Here is a 20,229-nt window from a genome sequence, read left to right as displayed (position 1 = left end):
AATGGCCGATACCCGCACCGAAACCGACAGCTTTGGTCCGCTCGAAGTTCCTTCCGATAAATATTGGGGCGCGCAGACGCAGCGCTCGATCATCAACTTCCCAATCGGCTGGGAAAAGCAGCCCATCGCCATCGTGCGCGCGCTTGGCGTGATCAAGAAGGCCTGTGCGCAGGCCAATGTGGCGCAGGGTTCGCTCGACGAGGAACGCGGCAAAGCGATCGTTCAGGCCGCTGGCGAAGTCTTTGAGGGCAAGTTCGACGACAACTTCCCGCTGGTTGTCTGGCAGACCGGCTCGGGCACCCAGTCGAACATGAACGCCAATGAGGTTATCGCCAACCGCGCGATTGAGCTCATGGGCGGCACCATCGGGTCCAAAGACCCAGTGCACCCCAACGATCACTGCAACATGGGCCAGTCGTCGAACGACACTTTCCCCACCGCCATGCATATCGCCACCGCGATGACCGCCCGCGACGTGCTGCTGCCGGGGCTGGAGAAGCTGCACGGCGCGTTGCAGAAGAAGGTCGAGGAATTCGACGGCATCATCAAAATCGGCCGCACCCATACGCAGGACGCGACACCGCTGACGCTGTCTCAGGAATTCTCGGGCTATACCCATCAGGTCGCCATGGGCATTGCCCGCGTGCGCGATGCGCTTGGCCGTATCTATGAATTGGCTCAAGGGGGCACCGCCGTTGGCACCGGGCTGAACACCAAAAAGGGCTGGGCCGAGACCGTGGCGCATAACATGGCCGAGATCACAGGCCTGCCCTTCGTCACCGCGCCGAACAAGTTCGAGGCGCTTGCCGCTCATGACGCGATGGTCGAGATCTCCGGCGCACTGAAAACCGTCTCCGCCAGCCTGTTCAAAATCGCCAATGACATCCGCCTGCTGGGGTCCGGCCCGCGCTGTGGTCTGGGCGAGTTGATCCTGCCCGAGAACGAACCCGGCTCGTCGATCATGCCGGGCAAGGTCAACCCGACCCAGTGCGAGGCGCTGACGCAGGTCTGCATTCACGTGATGGGCAACGACGCGGCGGTTGGCTTTGCCGGTTCTCAGGGGCATTTTGAGTTGAACGTCTACAAGCCCATGATGGCCTATAACGTTCTGCAATCCATGCAGCTTTTGGGTGACGCGGCCTCGGCCTTTACCGATAATCTGGTGGTCGACCTCAAGGCCGACGCGGACCGCATCGAGAAGCTGATGCGGGAGTCTCTGATGCTGGTGACCGCGCTGGCCCCCGAGATCGGCTATGACAATGCCACCAAGGTCGCCAAGACCGCGCATAAGAACGGTACCACATTGAAAGAAGAAGCCATCGCACTGGGCTTCGTGGATGCCGAAACCTTTGAACGGGTCGTGCGGCCCGAAAATATGATCGGACCAAAATGAGTGCGCCCATCAACCTTAACAAGGTGAAGAAAGAGCGGGACCGTTCGTCTCGCAAAGCACGCGCGAACGAGAACGCCGTGGGTTTTGGCCAGACCAAAGCGCAGAAAGAAGCGCTGAAAGCCCGCGCCGAGCAGATCGCCCGCAATCTGGAAGCGCATAAGCGCGAGACATGAGCGCGCGGCCCCGCAAACATTCGGTGACCCTTCGGGGTCACCGGACATCAATCTCTCTCGAAGATGAATTCTGGGATGAGTTCCGCGCCATTGCTGCCGCGCGGGGGCTTCCGATCAATGCGCTGGTGACTGAGATCGACGCGGCGCGCGGGCTGGACATTGGGCTTGCCGGGGCAATCCGGTTGTTCGTGTTGCGCGCGTTAAAAGAACGTTTACCAAAAGCAGATTAGCGTCGGCCCATGGCCCTTGCATCCCCTCTTTCACCCGCCGCTTGGCTGGATGATATTTTCGCCTCTAAGGCGGCTATTTGCGGACAGGTTATCCGACGTAAAGCGCGCGATATTGAAAAATTTGTCGGACGCCAAGAGTTTGAAAACGAATTGAAACGTCGTGGTTTCCAAGCGGTTGAGAACGCCGGACAGGTCATCATATTTTGCAACAGAGAACCCATCCGGCGGATTGCCTAGCCGTTTTCTTTTAAAGAAAACGGCCCCGGAATTTTCAAAAAATTCCGATCTAGCAGATTGATGCCTGATAAATCTTCTCGATGTTCTGGCCAAGCGCCTCATTGAACTCCGCATCTGTCATCTTGACGTTCAGCCCTTCGGTCAGGGCGCGCGAGAAGCTGGCGATCATGGTGCGGTTCTTGCCCAGTCGTTCGCAGGCTTCCGCCGTGGAGTAGCCGCCCGATAGCGCAACGACACGCAGCACGTTGGCGTGGCCGGCCAGTTCGTCATAGAGACCAGCTTTTTCAGGAATCGTCAGTTTCAACATCACCATCTCGCCCTCGGGCAGCGCGTTCAGGTTCTTTTCAATCTCTCCGCGCAGGATCTCTTCGGCCTCTGCCTTCGTGTCGGAGTTGATGTTCACTTCAGGCTCAATGATCGGCACCAGACCGGCAGCGCAGACCTGTTTGGCCAGTTCGAACTGCTGTGCCACCACGGCGGCGATGCCGTTCTCGTTGGCCTCATGAATGACCGAGCGTTCCTTGGTGCCGAAGATGCCATGTTTCACCGCGCGGGCCAGCAGATCGTCGATCTCCATGATCGGATTCATCATCTGCACGCCGTTGTTGGTTTCCTCCAACCCCTTGTCGATCTTCAGAAAAGGCACCACGCCCCGGTCTTCCCACAGGAGCTGGGCGACGGGTTTGCCGTTGATGCTGTCATCCATCGTGCGCTCAAAAAGGATCGCGCCGATCACTTTCTCGGAGGTGAAATCGTCGGCCAGAATGATCCGCGCCCGCATGTCGTGGACGGCTTTGAACATCTCGGCGTCGCCGTTGTAATCCGACGGTTCCACGCCATAGAGGCTCAGCGCCTTGGGGGTGGAGCCGCCCGATTGATCGAGCGCCGCGATGAAGCCTTTGCCGCTGTTCATTTGCTCAAGTTGCGCCTTGTCGTAGCCCATGTCACCCACGTCCTATTTTGATTCCGTTCGCTGCGTTTCTAATTGAAACGCAAAGCCGATGATAGAAGCTAGCGCCTTGATAGCGCTAACCAAATGCCCTTATCTGAACGGACGGTTAAATGTGCGACAGGCACCGGCACGCGGTCAGGCTGGGCGGTGACGCGAAAGTCTCGCAAGATACGCGACAGGATCAACGGCCCTTCGACCATTGCAAAACCCGCGCCAGTGCAGACCCGCGGCCCGGCAGAGAATGGGATAAAGGCGTCGCGCTGGCACTGCTTTCCGTTTTCGGTCTGCCAGCGGGTTGGGTCAAAACCATCAGGATTGTCCCAAAGCCGTTCATGCCGGTGCAGGTGCCACGGGCTGAGCACCAGTTGCGCCCCCTGTTTCACCTTTCGGTCGCGAAACGCTTCGGGGCAGCGGTTCTCGCGCACCATCATCGGCACGGGTGGATAAAGCCGCAGCGTCTCGCGAAACACATCCCGGCTAAGCTTAAGCTTTGACATCACCGAGAAATCGCAGGTCTCAAGCGCCTGCGCCTCTTCCGCCAGCCGCTCTTGCCATTCGGGATGGGTGGCCATGAGATAGAGCGCCCAAGCCAGAGCTGAGGCGCTGGTTTCATGCCCCGCGAGGAAGAAGATCGCGACCTGATCGACCATCTCCTCGGTGTCGAAGGTCTCGCCTGTTTCGGGGTCGGCTTGGGTCATGATCTTGGTGGCAAGATCGTCGGGCGCGGTGCCCTCTTTGATCTGCCCCATCCGCTCTTGGGTCAGATCGGTGATCAGCGCCCTGATCCGCGCCGCGCTGGCCCGGGTGTCGCGCCGAAACAGGCGCGGCATCCAGCGCGGCAGCGGCAGAAGTGCCCCAAGGTTTAGGATCGGCTGGCTGCGCTGGTAATTGCGAAACTCATCAAAGACCGCCCGGGCAACCTCATGTTCGATCGGCAGGGAAAACAGCGTGCGAAAGATCACATCGGCTGCGGCGTGGCTGGTCTCGGCTTCGATCTCGACCACCTGGCCCGCCTTGCCTCCCAGCCGTGTGGCGGCGGCCTCTGCTGCGTCCCACATTGCCGGAAAGGTCTCGCGCAAGCGGCCGCCCTCAAAGGCGGGGTCGATGATGCGGCGCTGGCGTTTCCATGTCTCGCCGTTGGTCAGAAAGACAGAGTTGCCCAAGAGCGGGCGCAGCCCCTCGCCGATCCGGTTGGATTTCGGAAAATCCTCGGGGCGGTCTTTCAGAACGGTCTTCACCAGTGCGGGCTGGTTCATCAAATAGCTGCGGAAAAAGGGCGTTTTGAATTCCGCCATCCACGCGCGATAAAGCCGGGCGGGCTGGGCCGAGAGGATATCGGCGCGAAACAGCTTGGCATAGCGCCAGAGCGACACACGATCGGGCCGCGCGGGGGGCTTGGGCGGTTGGGTCATGCGGCGACAGAGGTGTATTTGCTGACCGCGTGGTCGATCCGGGATTTCGACGCGGGCCGCCCGTCATAGCGCGCGGCCAAGGTCTGTGGCCCGGCGGTGATCTGGAAATAGTCATAGTCGCGCGGGCGATCGAAGGCACAGAGATACTGAAAATGCAGCCGAAAGAACCGCCAGCGCAGCGCCTTCCAGCGTGCGGGGCTGAGCGTTTGGGTGAAGGCAGCCGAAAAGACCAGCGGCCAGCGTTTCCCCTCATGCGCCACGCCGGAGACGGAGACCGGATCGCAAAGCGCAAAGGCGCAGCCATCGCCGGGGGCCGTCACGTCGACCCAAGCCAGTTCTTCGCGGGTTGAGAGGTAGCGCAAGTCGCCTCGCAAACGCTCGGCCCGGGGCAAGAAGGACACCATCGGCACCACCTGCCCAAGCGAGAGAAAACCCAAGGCAGGCCCGCGCTCGGGCACCCTGCCCGCGCGGATCAGATCGGCCAGTACCGAGACGCCCAGATGCGCCCCGGATGAGTGGCCAACAACCAGCACCTCGTCTATATCCTCGGTCAGAGCAGCGGCGATGTCATCGCCAAACTGCGCCATGCGGGCTTCCAACTCCGGCGGGTTCGCGCCCCGCGTGGCGGCGGAATAGGCGTAGTCATGCATCAGGTAATAGGCGAAAAACTTGCCGTCCTTTTTCTTGAACCAGCGCAGCAGCGCGATGCCCAGCCCGATGCCCACTGCCGCGAAGGCGAGCCGCGCCGCCCAATGGTCCGTCACCAATCCAAGGGCGCGATAGGTCAGCAGGCCAAGCGCAACAGCCAGCAGTGCCTGCACAATCAACATCCCCACCGGATAAAGCGCCGCGATCACTGGCCCCTTGCGCAGGCGCATCAGCCGCCAAAGCGCGCCGGAGCCGATGTAGACCCAAGCGGTGCGCAGCAACTGCCAATAGGTCGCGGGGATCGAATTGCTCATGCTTTCGCGCACGATGTCGGACCAGACCAGCACTTCGACTTGCGAGGTCACCTGATGACCGTCGATCCCAGCGTCGACGCGCCAGCCGTAATTGCCCTTGCCCGCTTTCGGTTTCAGCGCAATCTCATAGCCCGAAATCGCGGCCTGCGCCGCGCCCTCCTTGCGGTAAAGCTCACGGTAGCGGCGCGGGTGAATCGGATCGTAGCCGGGGATGTAGAACACCCGCCGCGTTTTCACCGTCTTTGCCTGCCCTGTGCTCACCATGCCCGCCCTCTTCTTCGGCATAGTCTAGCCGTAATTCGGGGCAAGATTAAGGCTTAACCCACGGTTGCGAGGATCGGAAAAGTCTCAAGCAGCCAGAAGGAAAAGGCGGTGAATGCGCCGGTCAGCAGCGCCAGACCAACAATCACCAACAGGCCCCCCATGATCCGCTCAATCAGCTTCATATGCGGTTTAATCCGGTTCATCAGCGTCATTGCGCGGGTGATGAACATCGCGGCCAGCAGGAAAGGAATGCCAAGCCCTGCCGCATAGACGCCCAGCAAAAGCGTCCCGCGGGAGACGGAGGCCTCGCTTGCCGCCAGTGACAAGATCGCGCCCAGCTGTGGCCCGATGCAGGGGGTCCAGCCAAAGGCAAAGGCCAGCCCCAAGACATAGGCCCCGAAACTTGACCCGCCCTTGTCGCCCGCGTCCATCCGCGCCTCTTGATCGAGAAACGGAATGCGAAAGAGCCCAATGAAATGCAGGCCGAAGACAATAATCACCACACCGGAAATTTTAGCGAGTAGCGCTTGATTCTGTAAAAAGAACATTCCAAAGGCCGAGGCGGTGAAGCCCAGTAGGATGAACACAGTGCTCAGCCCCAGCACAAAGAACAACGCCGCCACGACCGCCCGCCGCCGTGCGCTGGATTGGCTGGACATGTCATTGATCGACACGCCCCCCATATAGGCCAGATAGGGCGGCACGATGGGCAGCACGCAGGGCGAGAGGAAACTGAAAATCCCGGCAACCAGAGCGATGATCATGGCCGGCAGGATCCCGGCGTCGATGAGGCTTATATCAAACATGACCAACTCCTAGACCGACAACGCCCCGGCGTCACCTGTCATATTGTCACAAGATCGTGGACCTTGGGATTGGCTTGGATTAACTGATCTTATGAAGATCGAAAAACTGGATGCCACGGGGCTTCTGTGCCCCCTGCCCGTGCTGAAAGCACGCAAACGACTGGCGGCCCTCGCGCCGGGCGATCAGCTTCATATGACAGCCGATGATCCGGCCGCGGTGATCGACGTGCCACATTTCTGCGTGGAAGCCGGTCATGCGCTGACCGAAACCCGGACCGAGGGCGCGGCAGAGCTTTATATTATCACCAAAGGTGGCTGAGCCGGACCCGGTCGGAACGCGCGCTTCAACCCTACGACAGAAACGAAATCGGCGGGCCTGAAAGCCCGCCGTTTCCTTTTATATGTCGTGGCTTAGCTGCCCAGCGACCACCAGCCCCGGCGTTTTGGCTTGGGCTTTTCGGCGGGTTGCTCTTCCACCTTTTCGGCCACCGGCTCAGGAGCCGTTTCGGCAGCGGGCGCTTCGGCTTCCACCGGCTGGGCCGTGGGTTCGGGCTGCGGCTCAGGCTGCGGTGCTTCCGCGACAGGTGTGGCCGTTTCCGGCGACGGGGCCGCGATGGGCGCTTCGGTCGGCAGTGCGTCGGCCATCGCGTCGGGTGTGGCTTCGGCAACCGGCTCAACCGGCTTGCCTTTGGCCCGGCTGCGGCGCTTGGGTTTCGGCGCGGGTGCGGCCTCTTCCTCGGTCGCCACGGCGTCTGTTGTCACCGTCTCTTCTGCCGCTTCCGCCACGGGTTTCTTGGTCCGGCGGCTGCGCTTGGCCTTGGGCTTGGGCGTGTCTTCTCCTTCGGCTTCGGCACTGACCTGCGGCGTTTCGCCTTCTGCGGCGGCAAGCGCTTCGGGCGCGGGTTCCGCTTCGGGGGCTAGTTCGGCCTTGGGCTTGCGCGACCGGCTGCGGCTTTTTGGCTTAGGCTTTTCCTCGGCGGCGGGCGCGGCGTCGGTGTCGGCCTGCGCTGCCTCCGCTTCTACCGGTTGGGCTTTGTCGCCTTCGTCCGGCTTCGCCTCTTCCTGCTGCTGACCACCGTTCTGATCATCTGCGCCATTCTGCTGCTCGCCATTGCCATTGCGGCCACGGCCACCCCGGCTGCGACGACGACGGCGGCGGCGTTTGGATTTGCCCTCGCCGTCGTCACCATTGCCATTCCCGTTTCCGTTCTCGGATTGCGGGGCCTCCTGTGCGGCGGGTGCCTCTTCCACTTCGGCCTCCGCGGCGCTCTCATCCTCGTCGATCTGATCCATCAGCGATGTATCGACCGAAACGACGTGATCCGAGACGGGCGGCACGGCGCGGGTGGCGGTCTTGAACTTCTCGATGTGGAAATCTGGGCTGACCAAGGTTGGGTCGCCTTCGATCCGCACAGACATGCCGTAACGCATCTCGATATTGGCGATATGCTCACGCTTTTGGTTCATCAGGAAGTTGGCGATGCCTACGGGCGCGCGCACCAGCACTTCGCGCGAACGGCGGCGGGTGCCCTCTTCTTCGATCTGGCGGATGATCGACAGGGCGAGGTTGTCGTCAGAGCGCACCAGACCGGTGCCGTGGCAGGCGTGGCAAGGCTGGGTCGTCGCCTCGATCATGCCCGGACGCAGACGCTGGCGCGACATTTCCATCAGGCCAAAGCCCGAGATGCGGCCCACTTGGATGCGCGCGCGGTCGGTCTTGAGCTTGTCTTTCATCATCTTTTCGACGGCGGCGTTGTTCTTGCGCTCATCCATGTCGATAAAGTCGATGACAATCAGGCCCGCGAGGTCACGCAGACGCAGCTGACGCGCCACTTCGGCGGCAGCCTCAAGGTTGGTCTTGGTCGCCGTCTGCTCAATCGAGCCTTCTTTGGTCGCCCGGCCAGAGTTCACGTCAATCGCCACCAGTGCTTCGGTCACGCCGATCACGATGTAGCCGCCCGAGGGCAATTGAACCGTGGGGTTGAACATGCCCGAGAGGTAACTTTCCACCTGATAGCGGGCGAAAAGCGGCAGGCTTTCGTTGTAAAGCTTCACGTTTTTCGCGTGGGACGGCATGATCATTTTCATGAAGTCCTTGGCGATGCGGTAGCCGCGCTCGCCCTCTACGTGGATCTCGTCAATCTCGCGGTTATAGAGGTCGCGGATCGAGCGTTTGATCAGGTCGCCTTCTTCGTAGATCTTGGCGGGCGCGATGGATTTCAGCGTCAGCTCGCGGATCTGCTCCCAGAGGCGCTGGAGGTATTCGTAATCGCGCTTGATCTCGGCTTTGGTGCGTTTCGCGCCTGCAGTCCGGACAATCAGACCAGCACCCTTGGGCACTTCGATCTCAGTCGCGATTTCTTTAAGTTTCTTACGGTCAGCCGCATTGGTGATCTTGCGCGAGATGCCGCCGCCACGCGCGGTGTTCGGCATCAGCACGCAGTAGCGACCCGCGAGGCTAAGGTAGGTGGTCAGCGCCGCGCCCTTGTTGCCGCGCTCTTCTTTGACGACCTGCACCAGCAGGATCTGGCGGACCTTGATGACTTCTTGAATCTTGTAGCGGCGCGGGCGCGGTTTGCGCACGGGGCGGATGTCTTCGCTGTCATCTTCGTCGGCGACGGATTCGATGGAATCGTCTTTCGCCGTGGCATCGCTGCCTTTGTCGTCTTCACTGTCGGCATCGTCGGCCTGGGCGTCGCTGGCGTCAGCGTCATCGGACGTAGCCGCTGCCGTTTCATCTGCCTTGGCAACCTCGGCCTCGGCTTCGCCGTTCTCAGGCTCTTCGACCGGCGTTTCCGCGACCCGCTCCATGGGCGAGCTGCCCTCTTCGCTGTCGAGATCAACAGTTTCCATACCGGCGATTTGATCGCTGTTGTCGTCAGCTACCTCTGCTGTGACCACGGCATCATCGCTGTTGGTCTCAGCCGCTTGGCTTTTCGATCGGCTGCGCGACCGCGAGCGGGTCCGCTTGGGCTTTTCGTCTTCGTCGTCTTTGGCGGCCTGCGCTTCGGCATAGGCGCGCTCTTCTTCCAGCAGCGCCTGACGGTCGGCCACGGGAATTTGGTAATAATCGGGGTGGATTTCCGAGAAAGCGAGGAAACCATGACGGTTGCCGCCATAGTCAACAAAAGCAGCCTGGAGCGACGGTTCGACCCGTGTAACCTTGGCTAAATAGATATTACCGGCAAGCTGGCGTTTGTTTTCTGATTCAAAATCGAATTCTTCGACCTTGTTTCCGTCCACGACCACAACGCGAGTTTCCTCGGCGTGGGTGGCATCGATAAGCATTTTCTTAGACATAGATCCATTATGCACAGCACCCGCGCACGGAAGGCCCCTGGCGGGGCATCGGGCTGGGAGGTGTGACTTGTCAGGGCGATGGAGGACGCGGCAACAGCAGGGCCACGAATGGCCCCGATCTGTCTGCTCTGAGCATCTGCGCGCGTCATCGCGGTTCTTCTCCGATGCGAGGGCCTTTGCGCCTCTCCCATCCATTAATTAGCTGTGCTTCGGTTGGGCTAACCCTCGCGAATATCAGCGGTTCTTCGGCCGTTTCCGGCCCAATCGGTCTGCTGGCCCCCCGGTGTCGGGCTGGCACGGCAGCGAAACTGTCAAAAGTCACCATACGCCAGTCGGGCGTTACAGGACTTATCCGGCTAGTTAAGGGCTTTAAGGGGTGAAACACAATGGTCAATCGAATGAGCAACAGTCAAATGCGGTTTATCTCGGGTCGGTTGACAAGGCGCATGGGCTTGGAAACATTCAGACTGTCGCCGCAAGGATCGCTGGGCGGCACCATAGAATTGCTTTGCCGCCCCCGCGGCCCAGAGTTTCAAAGGACCGCTCTATGCAAATATTTCTGCGCCCCGCGCTTTGTCTGACCCTTATGGGCCTCGCGGCCTGTGATGAGATCGCCGTGGCCGATAATCCGGCGGCGCTGGCCGAGTTGCGCGGGCAGAAAAGCTGTGTGGCCGCGGTGGCCCAGCAAACCGGCGCGGCGGGTGTCGCCGTCAATACAACACGCCCTGTGGTGGAGCTTTACCGCCATATCGTTGACGTACCCGGCGGCGCGAGTTGGTCCTGCATTACCGATCCAAATGGCAAAGCGGTCGAGATTGCAGAGCAGCGCAGCGGTTAAGCCGCGCTGCTTGAGGAAGGTGGTCACAGGTAATCTGACCGCTGCAACCCGTATTTCGCCATCTTCTCGTTCAGCGTTCGGCGCGGCAGGCAAAGCTCGTCCATCACGCTGGCGATAGAGCCCTTGTGGCGGCGCATGGTGTTGTCGATCAACATGCGCTCGAACGCCTCGACATATTCCTTGAGCGGTTTGCCTTCGGTGGTCATCACCGGCTGCATCTCGTCATGGTCGCTCATCAAGAGGGAGGCAATGGTGCCCGAGCCGCGGCGCGATTGCAGCACGGCGCGTTCGGCCACATTGATGAGTTGGCGCACGTTGCCGGGCCATGGGGCCTGCAACAACTGTGCCGCCTCTTGTGCACTGACCTGAGGCGCCTCGCAGCCGTATTCATCCGCGAACTGATCGCTCAGCCGGGTGAAGAGCGTCAGGATATCCTCACCACGCTGGCGCAGCGGCGGCACGGTGATACGCAGGGCTGCCAAACGATAAAACAGGTCCGATCGCAGCGCGTCTTCCGAGGTGCGCCCGGCTTCTTGCAGGTTCGAGATGGCGACGATTCGTGTTTCTGCCGGGGTGCCTTGTTCGTTGATGGCGCTTAACAACCGCGCCTGCAGGCTTTCGGACAGGGCTTCGATGTCTTCCAACACCAGTGTCCCGCCGCGCGCTTCTTCGATGGCGGGCAGTTGCGCGTCTTCGGGCTGCATCGGGCCGAACAACCGCTTGGCGAGCGCATCTTCCTCCAGAGCACCACAGGAGACGAGAACAAATTTCTTGCCCGCGCGGCTGCCAACCGCGTGCAGCGCATGGGCCACGAGGGTCTTGCCGGTCCCGGTTTCTCCGTCGATCAACACATGGCCATCGGCTTGCCCCAGATCGAGGATATCTTCGCGCAGGCGTTCCATGACGGGCGATTGGCCGATGAGCTTTTTCATCAGCTGTCCGCCGTCCGACAGCTCGCGCCGCAGGGCGCGGTTGTCCATCACCAGACGGCGCGCATTGGTGGCCTTTTTGGCCAGTTCGCTCATCCGGTCGGGGTTAAAAGGTTTTTCAAGAAAGTCGAAAGCGCCGACCCGCATCGCTTCGACCGCCATCGGCACGTCACCATGACCGGTGATCATGATGACCGGCAGTGCCGAGTCGCTGCCCATCAGCTTTTTCAGGAATTGCATCCCGTCCATGCCCGGCATTTTGATGTCGGAAATGACGATGCCCGGATAATCCGGCCCCAAAGTCTTCAGCGCGTCTTCGGCGCTGCCGAAGGTTTCCGTGTCATACCCCGAAAGGGCCAGCCACTGGCTGATCGACTGCCGCATGTCCTGTTCGTCGTCTACAATCGCGATTTTCATTGCCTGAGCCATGCGTTCACTCCGCCGCTTCAATCTTCGTTTCATCTGCCAATATAGGCAGTTGCATCTCAAATACAGCGCCACCGTTTTGTCCGTTGCGCGCCATAAGCCGTCCCCCAAGGTCGTTGACGATCCCCGATGAAATGGCAAGACCCAGCCCAACACCATCGCCGGGCTGTTTGGTCGTGTAGAAAGGTTCGAACAGCGCGTCCAAGTCCTCAATCCCCGGGCCATTGTCGCGCACGGTTAATGTCGCCGTCTCCCCCGCTGATAGTATAATGTCCACCTGAGGGTTTCGTTCCGATTTTGTTGCGTCCAATGCGTTTCTTAACAGGTTTACCATAACTTGTTCGATCCGCATACGGTCTCCCATCACCATGACGGGATTATCGGGCAGGATGCGGCTGATCTGAACCTGTCGCTGGCGCAATTGCGGCTCCATCATCGACAGGGAAGACGCCAGCGCCGCGCCCATATCAACCGGAGAGAAAGCCTCCTGCCCCTTACGGGCATAGGATTTAAGCTGCCGGGTGATCGCGCCCATTCGTTCGATCAGGTCGTCGATGCGCCCAAAGGACGAGAGCGCCTCATCCTGCCGGTTGCGGTTCAGCAAAAGCCGCGCGCCCGCCAGATAGGTCTTCATCGCGGCAAGCGGTTGGTTCAACTCATGGCTGACGGCAGCAGACATTTCGCCCAATGCGGCAAGTTTCGATGATTGTTCAAGGGTTTGCTCGGCCACCGCGAGGGTCTGTTGCACCCGCTTGCGCTCGGCAATCTCACGTTGGAGGGCAAGGTTCAGCGCCCTGAGTTTTGCCGATTCCCGTTGAAAGATCGCCAGCCGTCCCGCCGTGCGGCGGCTGAGGAAATAGAAGGCCAGCGCCAGCAGAATCGCAAAGCCCATGACCTCTAACGCCAGCACGCCGTTCACCTTTTCGCGGACCGAGGCATAGGTCGTGTAGCTGCTCATCCGCCAGCCGCGGAACGGAATACGGTTTTCCAGCCGCATCACAGCCTCGCCCTGCAAATAGGCATCGGGCGGCAGCGCGGTCCAATCGGTGGTGGCTTGAATGGCGCGTTCAATGGCGCTTTGGGGCGTGTGGTTGGCCAGCGCTTCGGGCTCTGTCAGCCCGCGCCAACGCGACTCGGTGGCGAGGATAATCTCGCCCGTGCTGTCCATCACGATGACCGCGTCCGAGATCCCGGCCCAAGCCCGTTCAAACTTTTGCAGATCAACCTCAACGGCGATCACCCCAAGGGTGGTCCCGCCAGACTGCATGCGCCGCGAATAGAGGAAGCGATAGCCGCCCTGCTCACGCTCAATGGTCGAAAAGATCGTCGCGTTAGAGCGGATGGCATCAACGAAATAGGGCTCGGATTTATGGGCGGAGCCGAGGCGATTGCGGTCTGTCGCCGCCACGGTGCGCCCATCGATGTCATATAGCATCAAGGATGCCGCGCCGATTTCCTCAACAAAAGAGATAAGCCGCTGTGTCGACAGCGAATAATCCGCCGATTGCAGAGCGCCGATCAACGTGGGGTCGCGCGCCAAAAGCTGCGGCACAATGGCGTTTTGCCGCAACTCAGCCAGCAGGTTGCCGCTGTAAAGCGCGATGCGCAGTTCCGCGCGGTTGCGGGTGCTTTCGGTAAAACGGTCGGTCAGCAGCTTGTTGGTGATCGAGATCGTAACCACTGCGAGGATCATCAGCGACGCAATCGCGAACCGCACCCGCCAGGATACGGCCATGCTATTGCCTTCGGAACCGGATGCATCACTCATCGCGGCAATCTACCTGCTACGCAGGCCGCACTCAAGTCAGGCGGTTTGCAAAGCACCGGTCAATGCGCGGAAGAGCGCCGCCCCGTCCGTATTGCCATGGGCCGCTTCGGCTGCCCGCTCGGGGTGCGGCATCATGCCCAGCACGCGGCGGTTTTCCGAAAGGATGCCCGCGATATCGTCACGCGCGCCATTCGGGTTCTCGGCATAGCTGAACGCCACACGATCTTCGCCGCGCAGTTTCGCGATGGTCTCATCATCGGCAAAATAGTTGCCGTCATGGTGAGCGATGGGAATGTTGACGACCTGACCAGCGTCGTAGCCAGAGGTATAATCGCTCGCCGTGGTCTCAACCTTGAGGCCGACAGTCTTGCAGATGTATTTCAGCCCCGCATTGCGCAGGAGCGCGCCCGGCAGCAGGCCGGTTTCGGTCAGCACCTGAAAGCCGTTGCAAATGCCCAGCACATAGCCGCCGCGCTGCGCATGAGCCGCCACAGATCGGCAGATCGGCGAATTCGCGGCGATGGCCCCGCAGCGCAGGTAATCCCCATAGGAGAACCCGCCGGGAATGCCCACGATATCAACGCCTTGCGGCAGTTCGCTGTCCTTGTGCCAGACCATGGAAACCTTGGCGCCCGCGGCTTTGAAAGCCACGGCTAGGTCGCGGTCGCAATTGGACCCGGGAAAGACAACTACCGCTGCGTGCATCAGGCCAGCTCCACCGAATAGGATTCGATCACCGTATTGGCCAGGAGCTTTTCGCACATGGCGGTCACATCGGACTCGGACGTGCCCTCGGCAAGGTCCAGCTCGATCACCTTGCCCTGACGCACACCGTTCACCCCGTCAAAGCCCAAGGCTCCGAGCGCGTGGCGGACAGCTTCGCCCTGAGGGTCGAGAACCCCGTTCTTCAGCATCACATGCACCCGTGCTTTCATGGCGCGACACCCCTTTGTAACATCTGCAAATTGAACGGCGAAGCCGCGTTAGTTGATCAACGTCGGCTTGGAGACCGGCGCATTGTTCTTGGGCATGACGCCGAGACGTTTGGCCACTTCGGTATAGGCATCGGTGAGCGAGCCCAGATCCCGGCGGAACACATCTTTGTCGAGCTTCTGGCCCGTCTCGATGTCCCACAGGCGGCAGCTGTCGGGGCTGATCTCATCGGCGACGATCAGACGCTGGAAGTCACCATCGTAAACGCGGCCAATCTCGATCTTGAAGTCCACCAGCTTGATGCCGACGGCCATCATCACGCCCGACATGAAGTCGTTGACCCGCAGCGCGAGGCTCAGGATATCGTCCATATCTTGCTGGGTTGCCCAGCCAAAGGCGGCGATATGCTCTTCGGTGACCAGTGGATCACCAAGCGCGTCGTCCTTGTAGCAGTACTCGACAATCGGGCGCGGCAGTTGCGTGCCCTCTTCGATGCCAAGACGCTTGGACATGGAGCCCGCCGCATAGTTGCGCACGATTACTTCGAGCGGAATGATCTCAACCTGCCGCACGAGCTGCTCACGCATGTTCAGGCGTTTGATGAAATGCGTCGGCACGCCGATGTTGTTCAGCCCGGTCATAAAGAACTCGGACAGGCGGTTGTTCAACACGCCCTTGCCTTCGATCGTGGCTTTCTTCTCGGCGTTAAAGGCCGTCGCATCGTCTTTGAAATATTGCACGATGGTGCCGGGCTCAGGACCTTCATAGAGGATCTTTGCCTTGCCTTCGTAGATCTTGTTGCGCCGGGCCATGGGCATCCTTTCCAACAGGGGGCCGGGAACATCCCTGCCGCTTGCGCTTCTCTTAGTGCAACCACCCCGCTGCTGCAAGCATGGCCCGTCACCTTTGACGCGCCACTTGTGGGAACGAGGAGGCGACCGCATATGAATAGGGTAACACCAGCAATCGGAGACCCGCTATGAGCAAGTTCGACGACCGTGCAAATGCCTTTGAAAGCAAGTTCGCCCATGATGCAGACATGCAATTCCGCGCCGAAGCGCGCCGCAACAAACTTCTGGGCCTCTGGGCTGCTGAACTTTTAGGCAAATCGGGCAGCGACGCCGACGACTACGCCAAAGAGGTCGTGAAATCCGATTTCGAAGAAGCGGGCGATGAGGATGTTTACCGCAAAGTCTCGGGCGATCTGGGCGACCGCGCCGATGAGGCAACGATCCGCGCCAAGATGCAGGCGCTGATGGCCGAGGCCAAAGCGCAGCTGCTGAGCGAGACCAGCTAACCCATTCCACCCCGGCCACGCGCCGGGGTGACCCGCCCTGCCTGTCCTCATAATGAAGATGAATATTATGAGATTGCCCCCATGAAGGCATCATGACATCAGGCGAAATTCCCATACCCTACAGGAGCCCCCATGAGCAACGCATTCACCGATCTTTTGGCTGAAAAGGGCACATTGCTCGCGGATGGGGCCACGGGCACCAATCTGTTCAACATGGGGCTGATGTCGGGCGACGCGCCTGAGATGTGGAACACCGATGAGCCGAAGAAGATCATCAAGCTTTACCGTTTCGCGGTGGATTCGGGCAGTGACCTGTTCCTGACCAACTCTTTTGGGGCCAATGCCTCGCGGCTCAAGCTGCACGGCGCCGAAAAGCGGGTGCATGAATTAAGCCGCGTCTCTGCCGAACTGGCACGCGAAGTGGCCGATACCGCCGAGCGCAAAGTCATCGTCGCAGGCTCTGTCGGCCCCACGGGTGAGATCATGGAGCCGGTCGGCACCCTGACCCATTCCCTCGCCGTTGAGATGTTCCATGAGACTGCCGACGGCCTCAAAGCTGGTGGTGCCGATATTGGCTGGCTGGAAACGATCAGCGCCCCCGAAGAATACCGCGCCGCTGCCGAAGGCTTTGCGCTGGCGGGGCTGCCATGGTGCGGCACGATGAGCTTTGACACCGCGGGACGTACGATGATGGGCCTGACCTCCGAAGGGATGGTCGATATGGTGCACGGGCTGGACAACACACCGCTGGCATATGGTGCCAACTGCGGCACGGGCGCGTCTGACCTGCTGCGCACGGTACTCGGTTTCGCCGCCAAGAATGGCACGCTGCCGATCATCTCCAAGGGCAACGCGGGCATCCCGAAATACGTCGAAGGCCACATCCATTACGACGGCACGCCCGAGTTGATGGCGCGCTATGCGACCATGGCGCGGGACGCCGGGGCCAGCGTCATCGGCGGTTGCTGCGGCACTCTGCCCGAGCATCTGGTCGCGATGCGCGAAGCGCTCGACAGCACGGAAAAAGGCCCGGCCCCGACGCTTGAGCAGATCCGCGAAGAGATCGGTGATTTCTCGTCCGAAAGTGATGGCACCGATGGTCAAGGTCCAGTGCGCGCGCCGCGCCGTGGCCGCCGCCGGAGCTAAGCTTCAGAACAAGCTCAATTGATCGCCCTTTTCGGAGGGCGGTCGAAACAAATCGCAGCGCAGCGGCACGCCCGCGCGGGTCAGCCCCAAACGTTTGACCGCCAGATCAAAACGCTGCGCTACCATCTCCGCATAGGGCCCCTCGCCCCGCATTCTCTTGTGCCATCCTGCATCGTATTCCTTCCCACCATGCATATCGCGCAGCCGCGCCATGATCCGCTCAGCACGGTCGGGGTAATGGGTGGCGAGCCATTCTTGCACCAGCGGCGACACCTCACGCGGCAGGCGGAGCATGATCCAACTGGCGTGCCGCGCCCCGGCATCGCGTCCGGCGGCAAGGATCGCCTCCAACTCCGGGTCGGTCAGCGCCGGGATCATGGGTGATGCCATGATCCGCACCGGAATTCCGGCCTCTGACAGCTTCCGGATCACCTGCAACCGCCGCTGCGGCGCTGGCGCGCGCGGTTCCATCAATCGACTGAGGCGGGTATCGAGCGTGGTCACCGAAATCCCCACCGCCGCCAATCCACGCCCGGCCATATTGCTCAAAATGTCGATGTCGCGCTCAATCAGACTGCCCTTGGTGACAATTGCCACTGGGTGATTGAATTCAGACAGCACCTCAAGACAGTCACGCATGATGCCATGGGTTTTTTCGATCGGCTGATACGGGTCGGTGTTGGTGCCGATGGCGATGGGCGCGACCTCGTAGCGTTTCGCGCGCAACTCCCGCGCCAACACCTCCGGGGCTTCGGGCCGGGCGATCAACTGCGTTTCAAAATCCAACCCCGGCGACAAGCCAAGGTAAGCGTGGCTGGGCCGCGCAAAACAATAGACGCAGCCATGCTCGCAGCCGCGATACGGGTTGATCGACCGATCAAAAGGCAGATCCGGCGAACGGTTGTAGGTGATAACCTTGCGCGGCACTTCGATGCTTGTGCTGGTTCGCAGCACCGGAAGCACCTCTTCCCGCGCCCAACCGTCATCTTCGGCCACGTGGGCGTGACGCTCAAACCGGCCTGCATCATTGCTGCCTGCCGCGCGGCCAAGCACGCGGAATCGCTGGTCTTCCCTATCCATGAAAGAAGGTTAGAACATTGCGCGAACATCAGCAAGTAAACTTGCGCAAACCCTTGTCCTTACACCGCAAAAAGCAGTAGTTTGCCCCCAAGGCGTCGCGCATGGCGCGGCCGATGTCGCAAACCGCGACCCCGGCGCTAACATTCCGTGAGACAAGGGCCCAAGTGTCATGCACCTGCACGCCCAGCAGAAGGAAACACCATGTCAGAAGAAGACGATATCATCCTGGCCGAGTTGGACGACGAAGAACTGGTCCAGCAGATGTTCGATGACCTCTATGACGGTCTTAAGGAAGAGATCGAAGAAGGGGTGCAAATCCTGCTCGACCGCGGTTGGGAACCCTACGAAGTTCTGACCAAAGCGCTTGTCGGCGGCATGACCATCGTAGGCGCGGATTTCCGCGACGGTATCCTCTTTGTGCCCGAAGTGCTGCTGGCCGCTAATGCGATGAAGGGCGGCATGGCCATCCTCAAGCCGCTGCTCGCCGAAACCGGCGCGCCGCGTGTGGGCAAGATGGTGATCGGCACCGTCAAAGGCGACATTCACGACATCGGCAAAAACCTCGTCGGCATGATGATGGAAGGCGCGGGTTTCGAGGTTGTAGACCTTGGGATCAACAATGCGGTCGAAGCCTACCTCGAAGCGCTTGAGGCTGAACAGGCCGACATCCTTGGCATGTCCGCCCTGCTCACAACGACCATGCCGTATATGAAAGTCGTGATCGATACGTTGATCGAACAGGGCAAGCGCGATGACTATATCGTGTTGGTCGGTGGCGCGCCGCTGAACGAAGAGTTTGGCAAGGCCATCGGGGCTGACGCCTATTGCCGCGATGCTGCCGTGGCAGTGGAAACGGCCAAAGACTGGATGGGCCGGAAACACAACTCCGCCAACGCCTGAGCTGCCGTCCCCGCTTTGCGTTGGCGCCGGTGACATGTGATGGTGACGCCATGAGCGACAGCAACCTTCCAGATGATCGGACCCTCACCCAAGAGGGGCTCGCGCCCACCCGCGCGGGCCGCATTTTGCTGATCGCCTGTGGCGCGCTGGCCCGTGAGATACTGGATCTGAAGGCCGCGAACGGCTGGACCCATTTGGATCTCACCTGCCTGCCCGCGAAATATCACCTCTACCCGGAAAAGATCACCCAAGCGGTGCGCGACACGGTCGCCAAACACCGCGCAGACTATGACGATTTCTTTGTCGTCTACGCCGATTGCGGGACGGGCGGCGGGCTGGAGCGGGCCTGCGAAGAGATGGGGGTGCAGATGGTCGCAGGGCCACATTGCTACAGCTTTTTCCAGGGCAACGAGAGCTTCGCCAAAGCCTCGGAAGATGAGATCACCACCTTCTACCTCACCGATTTTCTGGTGCGGCAGTTTGAGGCGTTCATCATCAAGCCCATGGGCCTCGACCGGCATCCAGAGCTGCGCGATATGTATTTCGGCAATTACGAAAAACTCGTCTATCAGGCGCAGACCGATGACCCGGCGCTGACCCAAAAGGCGCGAGATTGCGCCGCGCGGCTCGGCCTTACGTTCGAACGTCGATTTACGGGCTATGGAGATCTACAGACCGCTCTGCGCGACCTGTAAACCTTCACGCTTCTTGTGCAGCCGTTTCGCGGATGCGCTCAATCATCGCCCGCAGCCCGTTGGAGCGTTGCGCCGAAAGGTGGTCGTTCAACCCCAGCCGCCCCAACTCCGCTTTTGCGTCGACTTTGCCAACTTCAGCAGGCGCCAAGCCGTTGAACAGCATACGCAAAACCGCGATCAGCCCCGAGACGATCATCGCGTCGCTCGCGCCGTCAAAATGCAGCTTGCCGTCGTCAAACTGTGCATGGAGCCAGACCTGAGAGGCGCAGCCGTCGACCTTGGTCGCCGGCACGCGCAGTGGCTCGGGCAGCGGGTCCATCGCTTTGCCAAGGTCGATCACATGGCGATAGCGGTCTTCCCAATCGTCCAGAAACTCGAAATCCTCGACCAGTTCTTCAAAGGCAGGCGTGGCCATCTGTGCACTCTCTTTGGGTGAATTCCATTGCCTGACAGGTAGGATGCCGATGCGCAAAGGTCCACCCCCTTCC

At 60.6% G+C, this 20,229-nt stretch carries 22 protein-coding genes; 10 read left to right on the top strand and 12 right to left on the bottom strand.

Going from position 1 to position 20,229, the window contains the following annotated elements:
- The first annotated feature begins 1 nt into the window (after window position 1).
- Genes fumC through K3758_RS09325 form a run of 4 tightly spaced genes read left to right on the top strand, consistent with a single transcriptional unit; the run spans window position 2 to window position 2,033 of the window.
- The gene (fumC, locus tag K3758_RS09340) at window positions 2-1,393 is read left to right on the top strand and encodes a class II fumarate hydratase (RefSeq protein ID WP_259944228.1); all 1,392 of its coding nucleotides are present in this window, start codon (window positions 2-4) and stop codon (window positions 1,391-1,393) included.
- Window positions 1,390-1,566, top strand: coding sequence for a DUF4169 family protein (locus tag K3758_RS09335; protein WP_007119696.1), 177 nt, complete (start codon window positions 1,390-1,392; stop codon window positions 1,564-1,566). The genes fumC and K3758_RS09335 overlap by 4 nt, the downstream gene beginning before the upstream one ends.
- A complete protein-coding gene (locus K3758_RS09330) occupies window positions 1,563-1,796 on the top strand; it encodes a ribbon-helix-helix domain-containing protein (protein ID WP_093926155.1) in 234 nt (77 codons plus the stop codon). Before K3758_RS09335 ends, K3758_RS09330 begins: the two co-directional genes overlap by 4 nt.
- Window positions 1,797-1,805: 9 nt before the next feature.
- Window positions 1,806-2,033 (top strand): N-(5'-phosphoribosyl)anthranilate isomerase, encoded by a 228-nt coding sequence (locus tag K3758_RS09325; RefSeq protein ID WP_259944221.1) that lies wholly within the window; start codon window positions 1,806-1,808, stop codon window positions 2,031-2,033.
- A 49-nt stretch (window positions 2,034-2,082) separates the two neighbouring features.
- On the opposite strand, the gene K3758_RS09320 is transcribed toward K3758_RS09325, so the two are convergent.
- The 4 genes from K3758_RS09320 to K3758_RS09305 form a co-directional block, all read right to left on the bottom strand.
- Entirely contained in the window at window positions 2,083-2,976 is an 894-nt protein-coding gene (locus tag K3758_RS09320; protein ID WP_259944220.1) for a fructose bisphosphate aldolase, read from the bottom strand.
- A gap of 68 nt (window positions 2,977-3,044) precedes the next feature.
- Entirely contained in the window at window positions 3,045-4,397 is a 1,353-nt protein-coding gene (locus K3758_RS09315; RefSeq protein WP_259944218.1) for a cytochrome P450, read from the bottom strand.
- Window positions 4,394-5,623 (bottom strand): hypothetical protein, encoded by a 1,230-nt coding sequence (locus tag K3758_RS09310; protein WP_259944217.1) that lies wholly within the window; start codon window positions 5,621-5,623, stop codon window positions 4,394-4,396. Before K3758_RS09310 ends, K3758_RS09315 begins: the two co-directional genes overlap by 4 nt.
- Window positions 5,624-5,676: 53 nt before the next feature.
- A complete protein-coding gene (locus K3758_RS09305) occupies window positions 5,677-6,429 on the bottom strand; it encodes a cytochrome c biogenesis CcdA family protein (protein WP_067624666.1) in 753 nt (250 codons plus the stop codon).
- Window positions 6,430-6,520: 91 nt separating this feature from the next.
- Between K3758_RS09305 and K3758_RS09300 the strand changes: the two genes are divergently transcribed.
- On the top strand, window positions 6,521-6,748 hold the full coding sequence (locus tag K3758_RS09300; RefSeq protein ID WP_067624663.1) for a sulfurtransferase TusA family protein: 228 nt from the start codon (window positions 6,521-6,523) through the stop codon (window positions 6,746-6,748).
- A gap of 92 nt (window positions 6,749-6,840) precedes the next feature.
- On the opposite strand, the gene K3758_RS09295 is transcribed toward K3758_RS09300, so the two are convergent.
- Window positions 6,841-9,729, bottom strand: a complete 2,889-nt coding sequence (locus K3758_RS09295; protein WP_259944214.1) for a ribonuclease E/G — start codon at window positions 9,727-9,729, stop codon at window positions 6,841-6,843.
- A 547-nt stretch (window positions 9,730-10,276) separates the two neighbouring features.
- On the opposite strand from K3758_RS09295, the gene K3758_RS09290 reads away from it, so the two are divergent.
- The gene (locus K3758_RS09290) at window positions 10,277-10,567 is read left to right on the top strand and encodes a hypothetical protein (protein WP_259944213.1); all 291 of its coding nucleotides are present in this window, start codon (window positions 10,277-10,279) and stop codon (window positions 10,565-10,567) included.
- Window positions 10,568-10,590: 23 nt separating this feature from the next.
- Here K3758_RS09290 and K3758_RS09285 read toward each other — a convergent pair whose 3' ends face one another.
- The 5 genes from K3758_RS09285 to purC all read right to left on the bottom strand — a co-directional run bounded on the left by K3758_RS09285 (window position 10,591) and on the right by purC (window position 15,435).
- Window positions 10,591-11,925: a sigma-54 dependent transcriptional regulator gene (locus K3758_RS09285; protein WP_067624654.1), complete on the bottom strand. Its 1,335-nt coding sequence runs from the start codon at window positions 11,923-11,925 to the stop codon at window positions 10,591-10,593.
- Window positions 11,926-11,929: 4 nt separating this feature from the next.
- Window positions 11,930-13,657, bottom strand: a complete 1,728-nt coding sequence (locus K3758_RS09280; RefSeq protein ID WP_201721952.1) for an ATP-binding protein — start codon at window positions 13,655-13,657, stop codon at window positions 11,930-11,932.
- 69 nt (window positions 13,658-13,726) lie between these two features.
- The gene (gene purQ / locus K3758_RS09275; RefSeq protein WP_259944210.1) at window positions 13,727-14,395 is read right to left on the bottom strand and encodes a phosphoribosylformylglycinamidine synthase subunit PurQ; all 669 of its coding nucleotides are present in this window, start codon (window positions 14,393-14,395) and stop codon (window positions 13,727-13,729) included.
- The gene (purS, locus tag K3758_RS09270) at window positions 14,395-14,625 is read right to left on the bottom strand and encodes a phosphoribosylformylglycinamidine synthase subunit PurS (protein WP_259944208.1); all 231 of its coding nucleotides are present in this window, start codon (window positions 14,623-14,625) and stop codon (window positions 14,395-14,397) included. Before purS ends, purQ begins: the two co-directional genes overlap by 1 nt.
- A gap of 48 nt (window positions 14,626-14,673) precedes the next feature.
- Window positions 14,674-15,435 (bottom strand): phosphoribosylaminoimidazolesuccinocarboxamide synthase, encoded by a 762-nt coding sequence (gene purC / locus K3758_RS09265; RefSeq protein ID WP_067629081.1) that lies wholly within the window; start codon window positions 15,433-15,435, stop codon window positions 14,674-14,676.
- 167 nt (window positions 15,436-15,602) lie between these two features.
- Between purC and K3758_RS09260 the strand changes: the two genes are divergently transcribed.
- Window positions 15,603-15,920, top strand: a complete 318-nt coding sequence (locus K3758_RS09260; RefSeq protein ID WP_259944203.1) for a DUF1476 domain-containing protein — start codon at window positions 15,603-15,605, stop codon at window positions 15,918-15,920.
- 132 nt (window positions 15,921-16,052) lie between these two features.
- The gene (gene bmt, locus K3758_RS09255) at window positions 16,053-17,066 is read left to right on the top strand and encodes a betaine--homocysteine S-methyltransferase (protein ID WP_132443426.1); all 1,014 of its coding nucleotides are present in this window, start codon (window positions 16,053-16,055) and stop codon (window positions 17,064-17,066) included.
- Window positions 17,067-17,069: 3 nt separating this feature from the next.
- Here bmt and K3758_RS09250 read toward each other — a convergent pair whose 3' ends face one another.
- The gene (locus tag K3758_RS09250) at window positions 17,070-18,146 is read right to left on the bottom strand and encodes a PA0069 family radical SAM protein (protein ID WP_259944201.1); all 1,077 of its coding nucleotides are present in this window, start codon (window positions 18,144-18,146) and stop codon (window positions 17,070-17,072) included.
- Window positions 18,147-18,347: 201 nt separating this feature from the next.
- Here K3758_RS09250 and K3758_RS09245 point away from each other — a divergent pair, with 201 nt between their 5' ends.
- Both K3758_RS09245 and K3758_RS09240 read left to right on the top strand, forming a co-directional pair.
- On the top strand, window positions 18,348-19,046 hold the full coding sequence (locus K3758_RS09245; protein ID WP_259944197.1) for a B12-binding domain-containing protein: 699 nt from the start codon (window positions 18,348-18,350) through the stop codon (window positions 19,044-19,046).
- A gap of 50 nt (window positions 19,047-19,096) precedes the next feature.
- Window positions 19,097-19,741: a DUF1638 domain-containing protein gene (locus K3758_RS09240; RefSeq protein WP_259944196.1), complete on the top strand. Its 645-nt coding sequence runs from the start codon at window positions 19,097-19,099 to the stop codon at window positions 19,739-19,741.
- Window positions 19,742-19,745: 4 nt separating this feature from the next.
- On the opposite strand, the gene K3758_RS09235 is transcribed toward K3758_RS09240, so the two are convergent.
- Complete coding sequence (locus K3758_RS09235; protein ID WP_259944194.1) at window positions 19,746-20,156, bottom strand: SufE family protein; 411 nt, start codon at window positions 20,154-20,156, stop codon at window positions 19,746-19,748.
- Window positions 20,157-20,229 lie beyond the last annotated feature (73 nt).

Source organism: Sulfitobacter sp. W002 (assembly GCF_025142135.1).
Classification (GTDB): domain Bacteria; phylum Pseudomonadota; class Alphaproteobacteria; order Rhodobacterales; family Rhodobacteraceae; genus Sulfitobacter; species Sulfitobacter profundi.
This window is presented reverse-complemented; position numbering and strand designations above follow the sequence as displayed.

What these genes read in the sequence shown, in the direction of transcription:
- K3758_RS09250 (WP_259944201.1), bottom strand. Translation starts at nt 18,146, where the DNA reads ATGGATAGGGAAGACCAGCGATTCCGCGTGCTTGGCCGCGCGGCAGGC.
- K3758_RS09335 (WP_007119696.1), top strand. Translation starts at nt 1,390, where the DNA reads ATGAGTGCGCCCATCAACCTTAACAAGGTGAAGAAAGAGCGGGACCGT.
- purC (WP_067629081.1), bottom strand. Translation starts at nt 15,435, where the DNA reads ATGGCCCGGCGCAACAAGATCTACGAAGGCAAGGCAAAGATCCTCTAT.
- fumC (WP_259944228.1), top strand. Translation starts at nt 2, where the DNA reads ATGGCCGATACCCGCACCGAAACCGACAGCTTTGGTCCGCTCGAAGTT.
- K3758_RS09315 (WP_259944218.1), bottom strand. Translation starts at nt 4,397, where the DNA reads ATGACCCAACCGCCCAAGCCCCCCGCGCGGCCCGATCGTGTGTCGCTC.
- K3758_RS09330 (WP_093926155.1), top strand. Translation starts at nt 1,563, where the DNA reads ATGAGCGCGCGGCCCCGCAAACATTCGGTGACCCTTCGGGGTCACCGG.
- K3758_RS09260 (WP_259944203.1), top strand. Translation starts at nt 15,603, where the DNA reads ATGAGCAAGTTCGACGACCGTGCAAATGCCTTTGAAAGCAAGTTCGCC.
- K3758_RS09295 (WP_259944214.1), bottom strand. Translation starts at nt 9,729, where the DNA reads ATGTCTAAGAAAATGCTTATCGATGCCACCCACGCCGAGGAAACTCGC.
- K3758_RS09325 (WP_259944221.1), top strand. Translation starts at nt 1,806, where the DNA reads ATGGCCCTTGCATCCCCTCTTTCACCCGCCGCTTGGCTGGATGATATT.
- purS (WP_259944208.1), bottom strand. Translation starts at nt 14,625, where the DNA reads ATGAAAGCACGGGTGCATGTGATGCTGAAGAACGGGGTTCTCGACCCT.
- K3758_RS09305 (WP_067624666.1), bottom strand. Translation starts at nt 6,429, where the DNA reads ATGTTTGATATAAGCCTCATCGACGCCGGGATCCTGCCGGCCATGATC.
- K3758_RS09285 (WP_067624654.1), bottom strand. Translation starts at nt 11,925, where the DNA reads ATGGCTCAGGCAATGAAAATCGCGATTGTAGACGACGAACAGGACATG.
- K3758_RS09280 (WP_201721952.1), bottom strand. Translation starts at nt 13,657, where the DNA reads ATGGCCGTATCCTGGCGGGTGCGGTTCGCGATTGCGTCGCTGATGATC.
- K3758_RS09290 (WP_259944213.1), top strand. Translation starts at nt 10,277, where the DNA reads ATGCAAATATTTCTGCGCCCCGCGCTTTGTCTGACCCTTATGGGCCTC.
- K3758_RS09240 (WP_259944196.1), top strand. Translation starts at nt 19,097, where the DNA reads ATGAGCGACAGCAACCTTCCAGATGATCGGACCCTCACCCAAGAGGGG.
- K3758_RS09320 (WP_259944220.1), bottom strand. Translation starts at nt 2,976, where the DNA reads ATGGGCTACGACAAGGCGCAACTTGAGCAAATGAACAGCGGCAAAGGC.
- K3758_RS09235 (WP_259944194.1), bottom strand. Translation starts at nt 20,156, where the DNA reads ATGGCCACGCCTGCCTTTGAAGAACTGGTCGAGGATTTCGAGTTTCTG.
- purQ (WP_259944210.1), bottom strand. Translation starts at nt 14,395, where the DNA reads ATGCACGCAGCGGTAGTTGTCTTTCCCGGGTCCAATTGCGACCGCGAC.
- K3758_RS09310 (WP_259944217.1), bottom strand. Translation starts at nt 5,623, where the DNA reads ATGGTGAGCACAGGGCAGGCAAAGACGGTGAAAACGCGGCGGGTGTTC.
- bmt (WP_132443426.1), top strand. Translation starts at nt 16,053, where the DNA reads ATGAGCAACGCATTCACCGATCTTTTGGCTGAAAAGGGCACATTGCTC.
- K3758_RS09245 (WP_259944197.1), top strand. Translation starts at nt 18,348, where the DNA reads ATGTCAGAAGAAGACGATATCATCCTGGCCGAGTTGGACGACGAAGAA.
- K3758_RS09300 (WP_067624663.1), top strand. Translation starts at nt 6,521, where the DNA reads ATGAAGATCGAAAAACTGGATGCCACGGGGCTTCTGTGCCCCCTGCCC.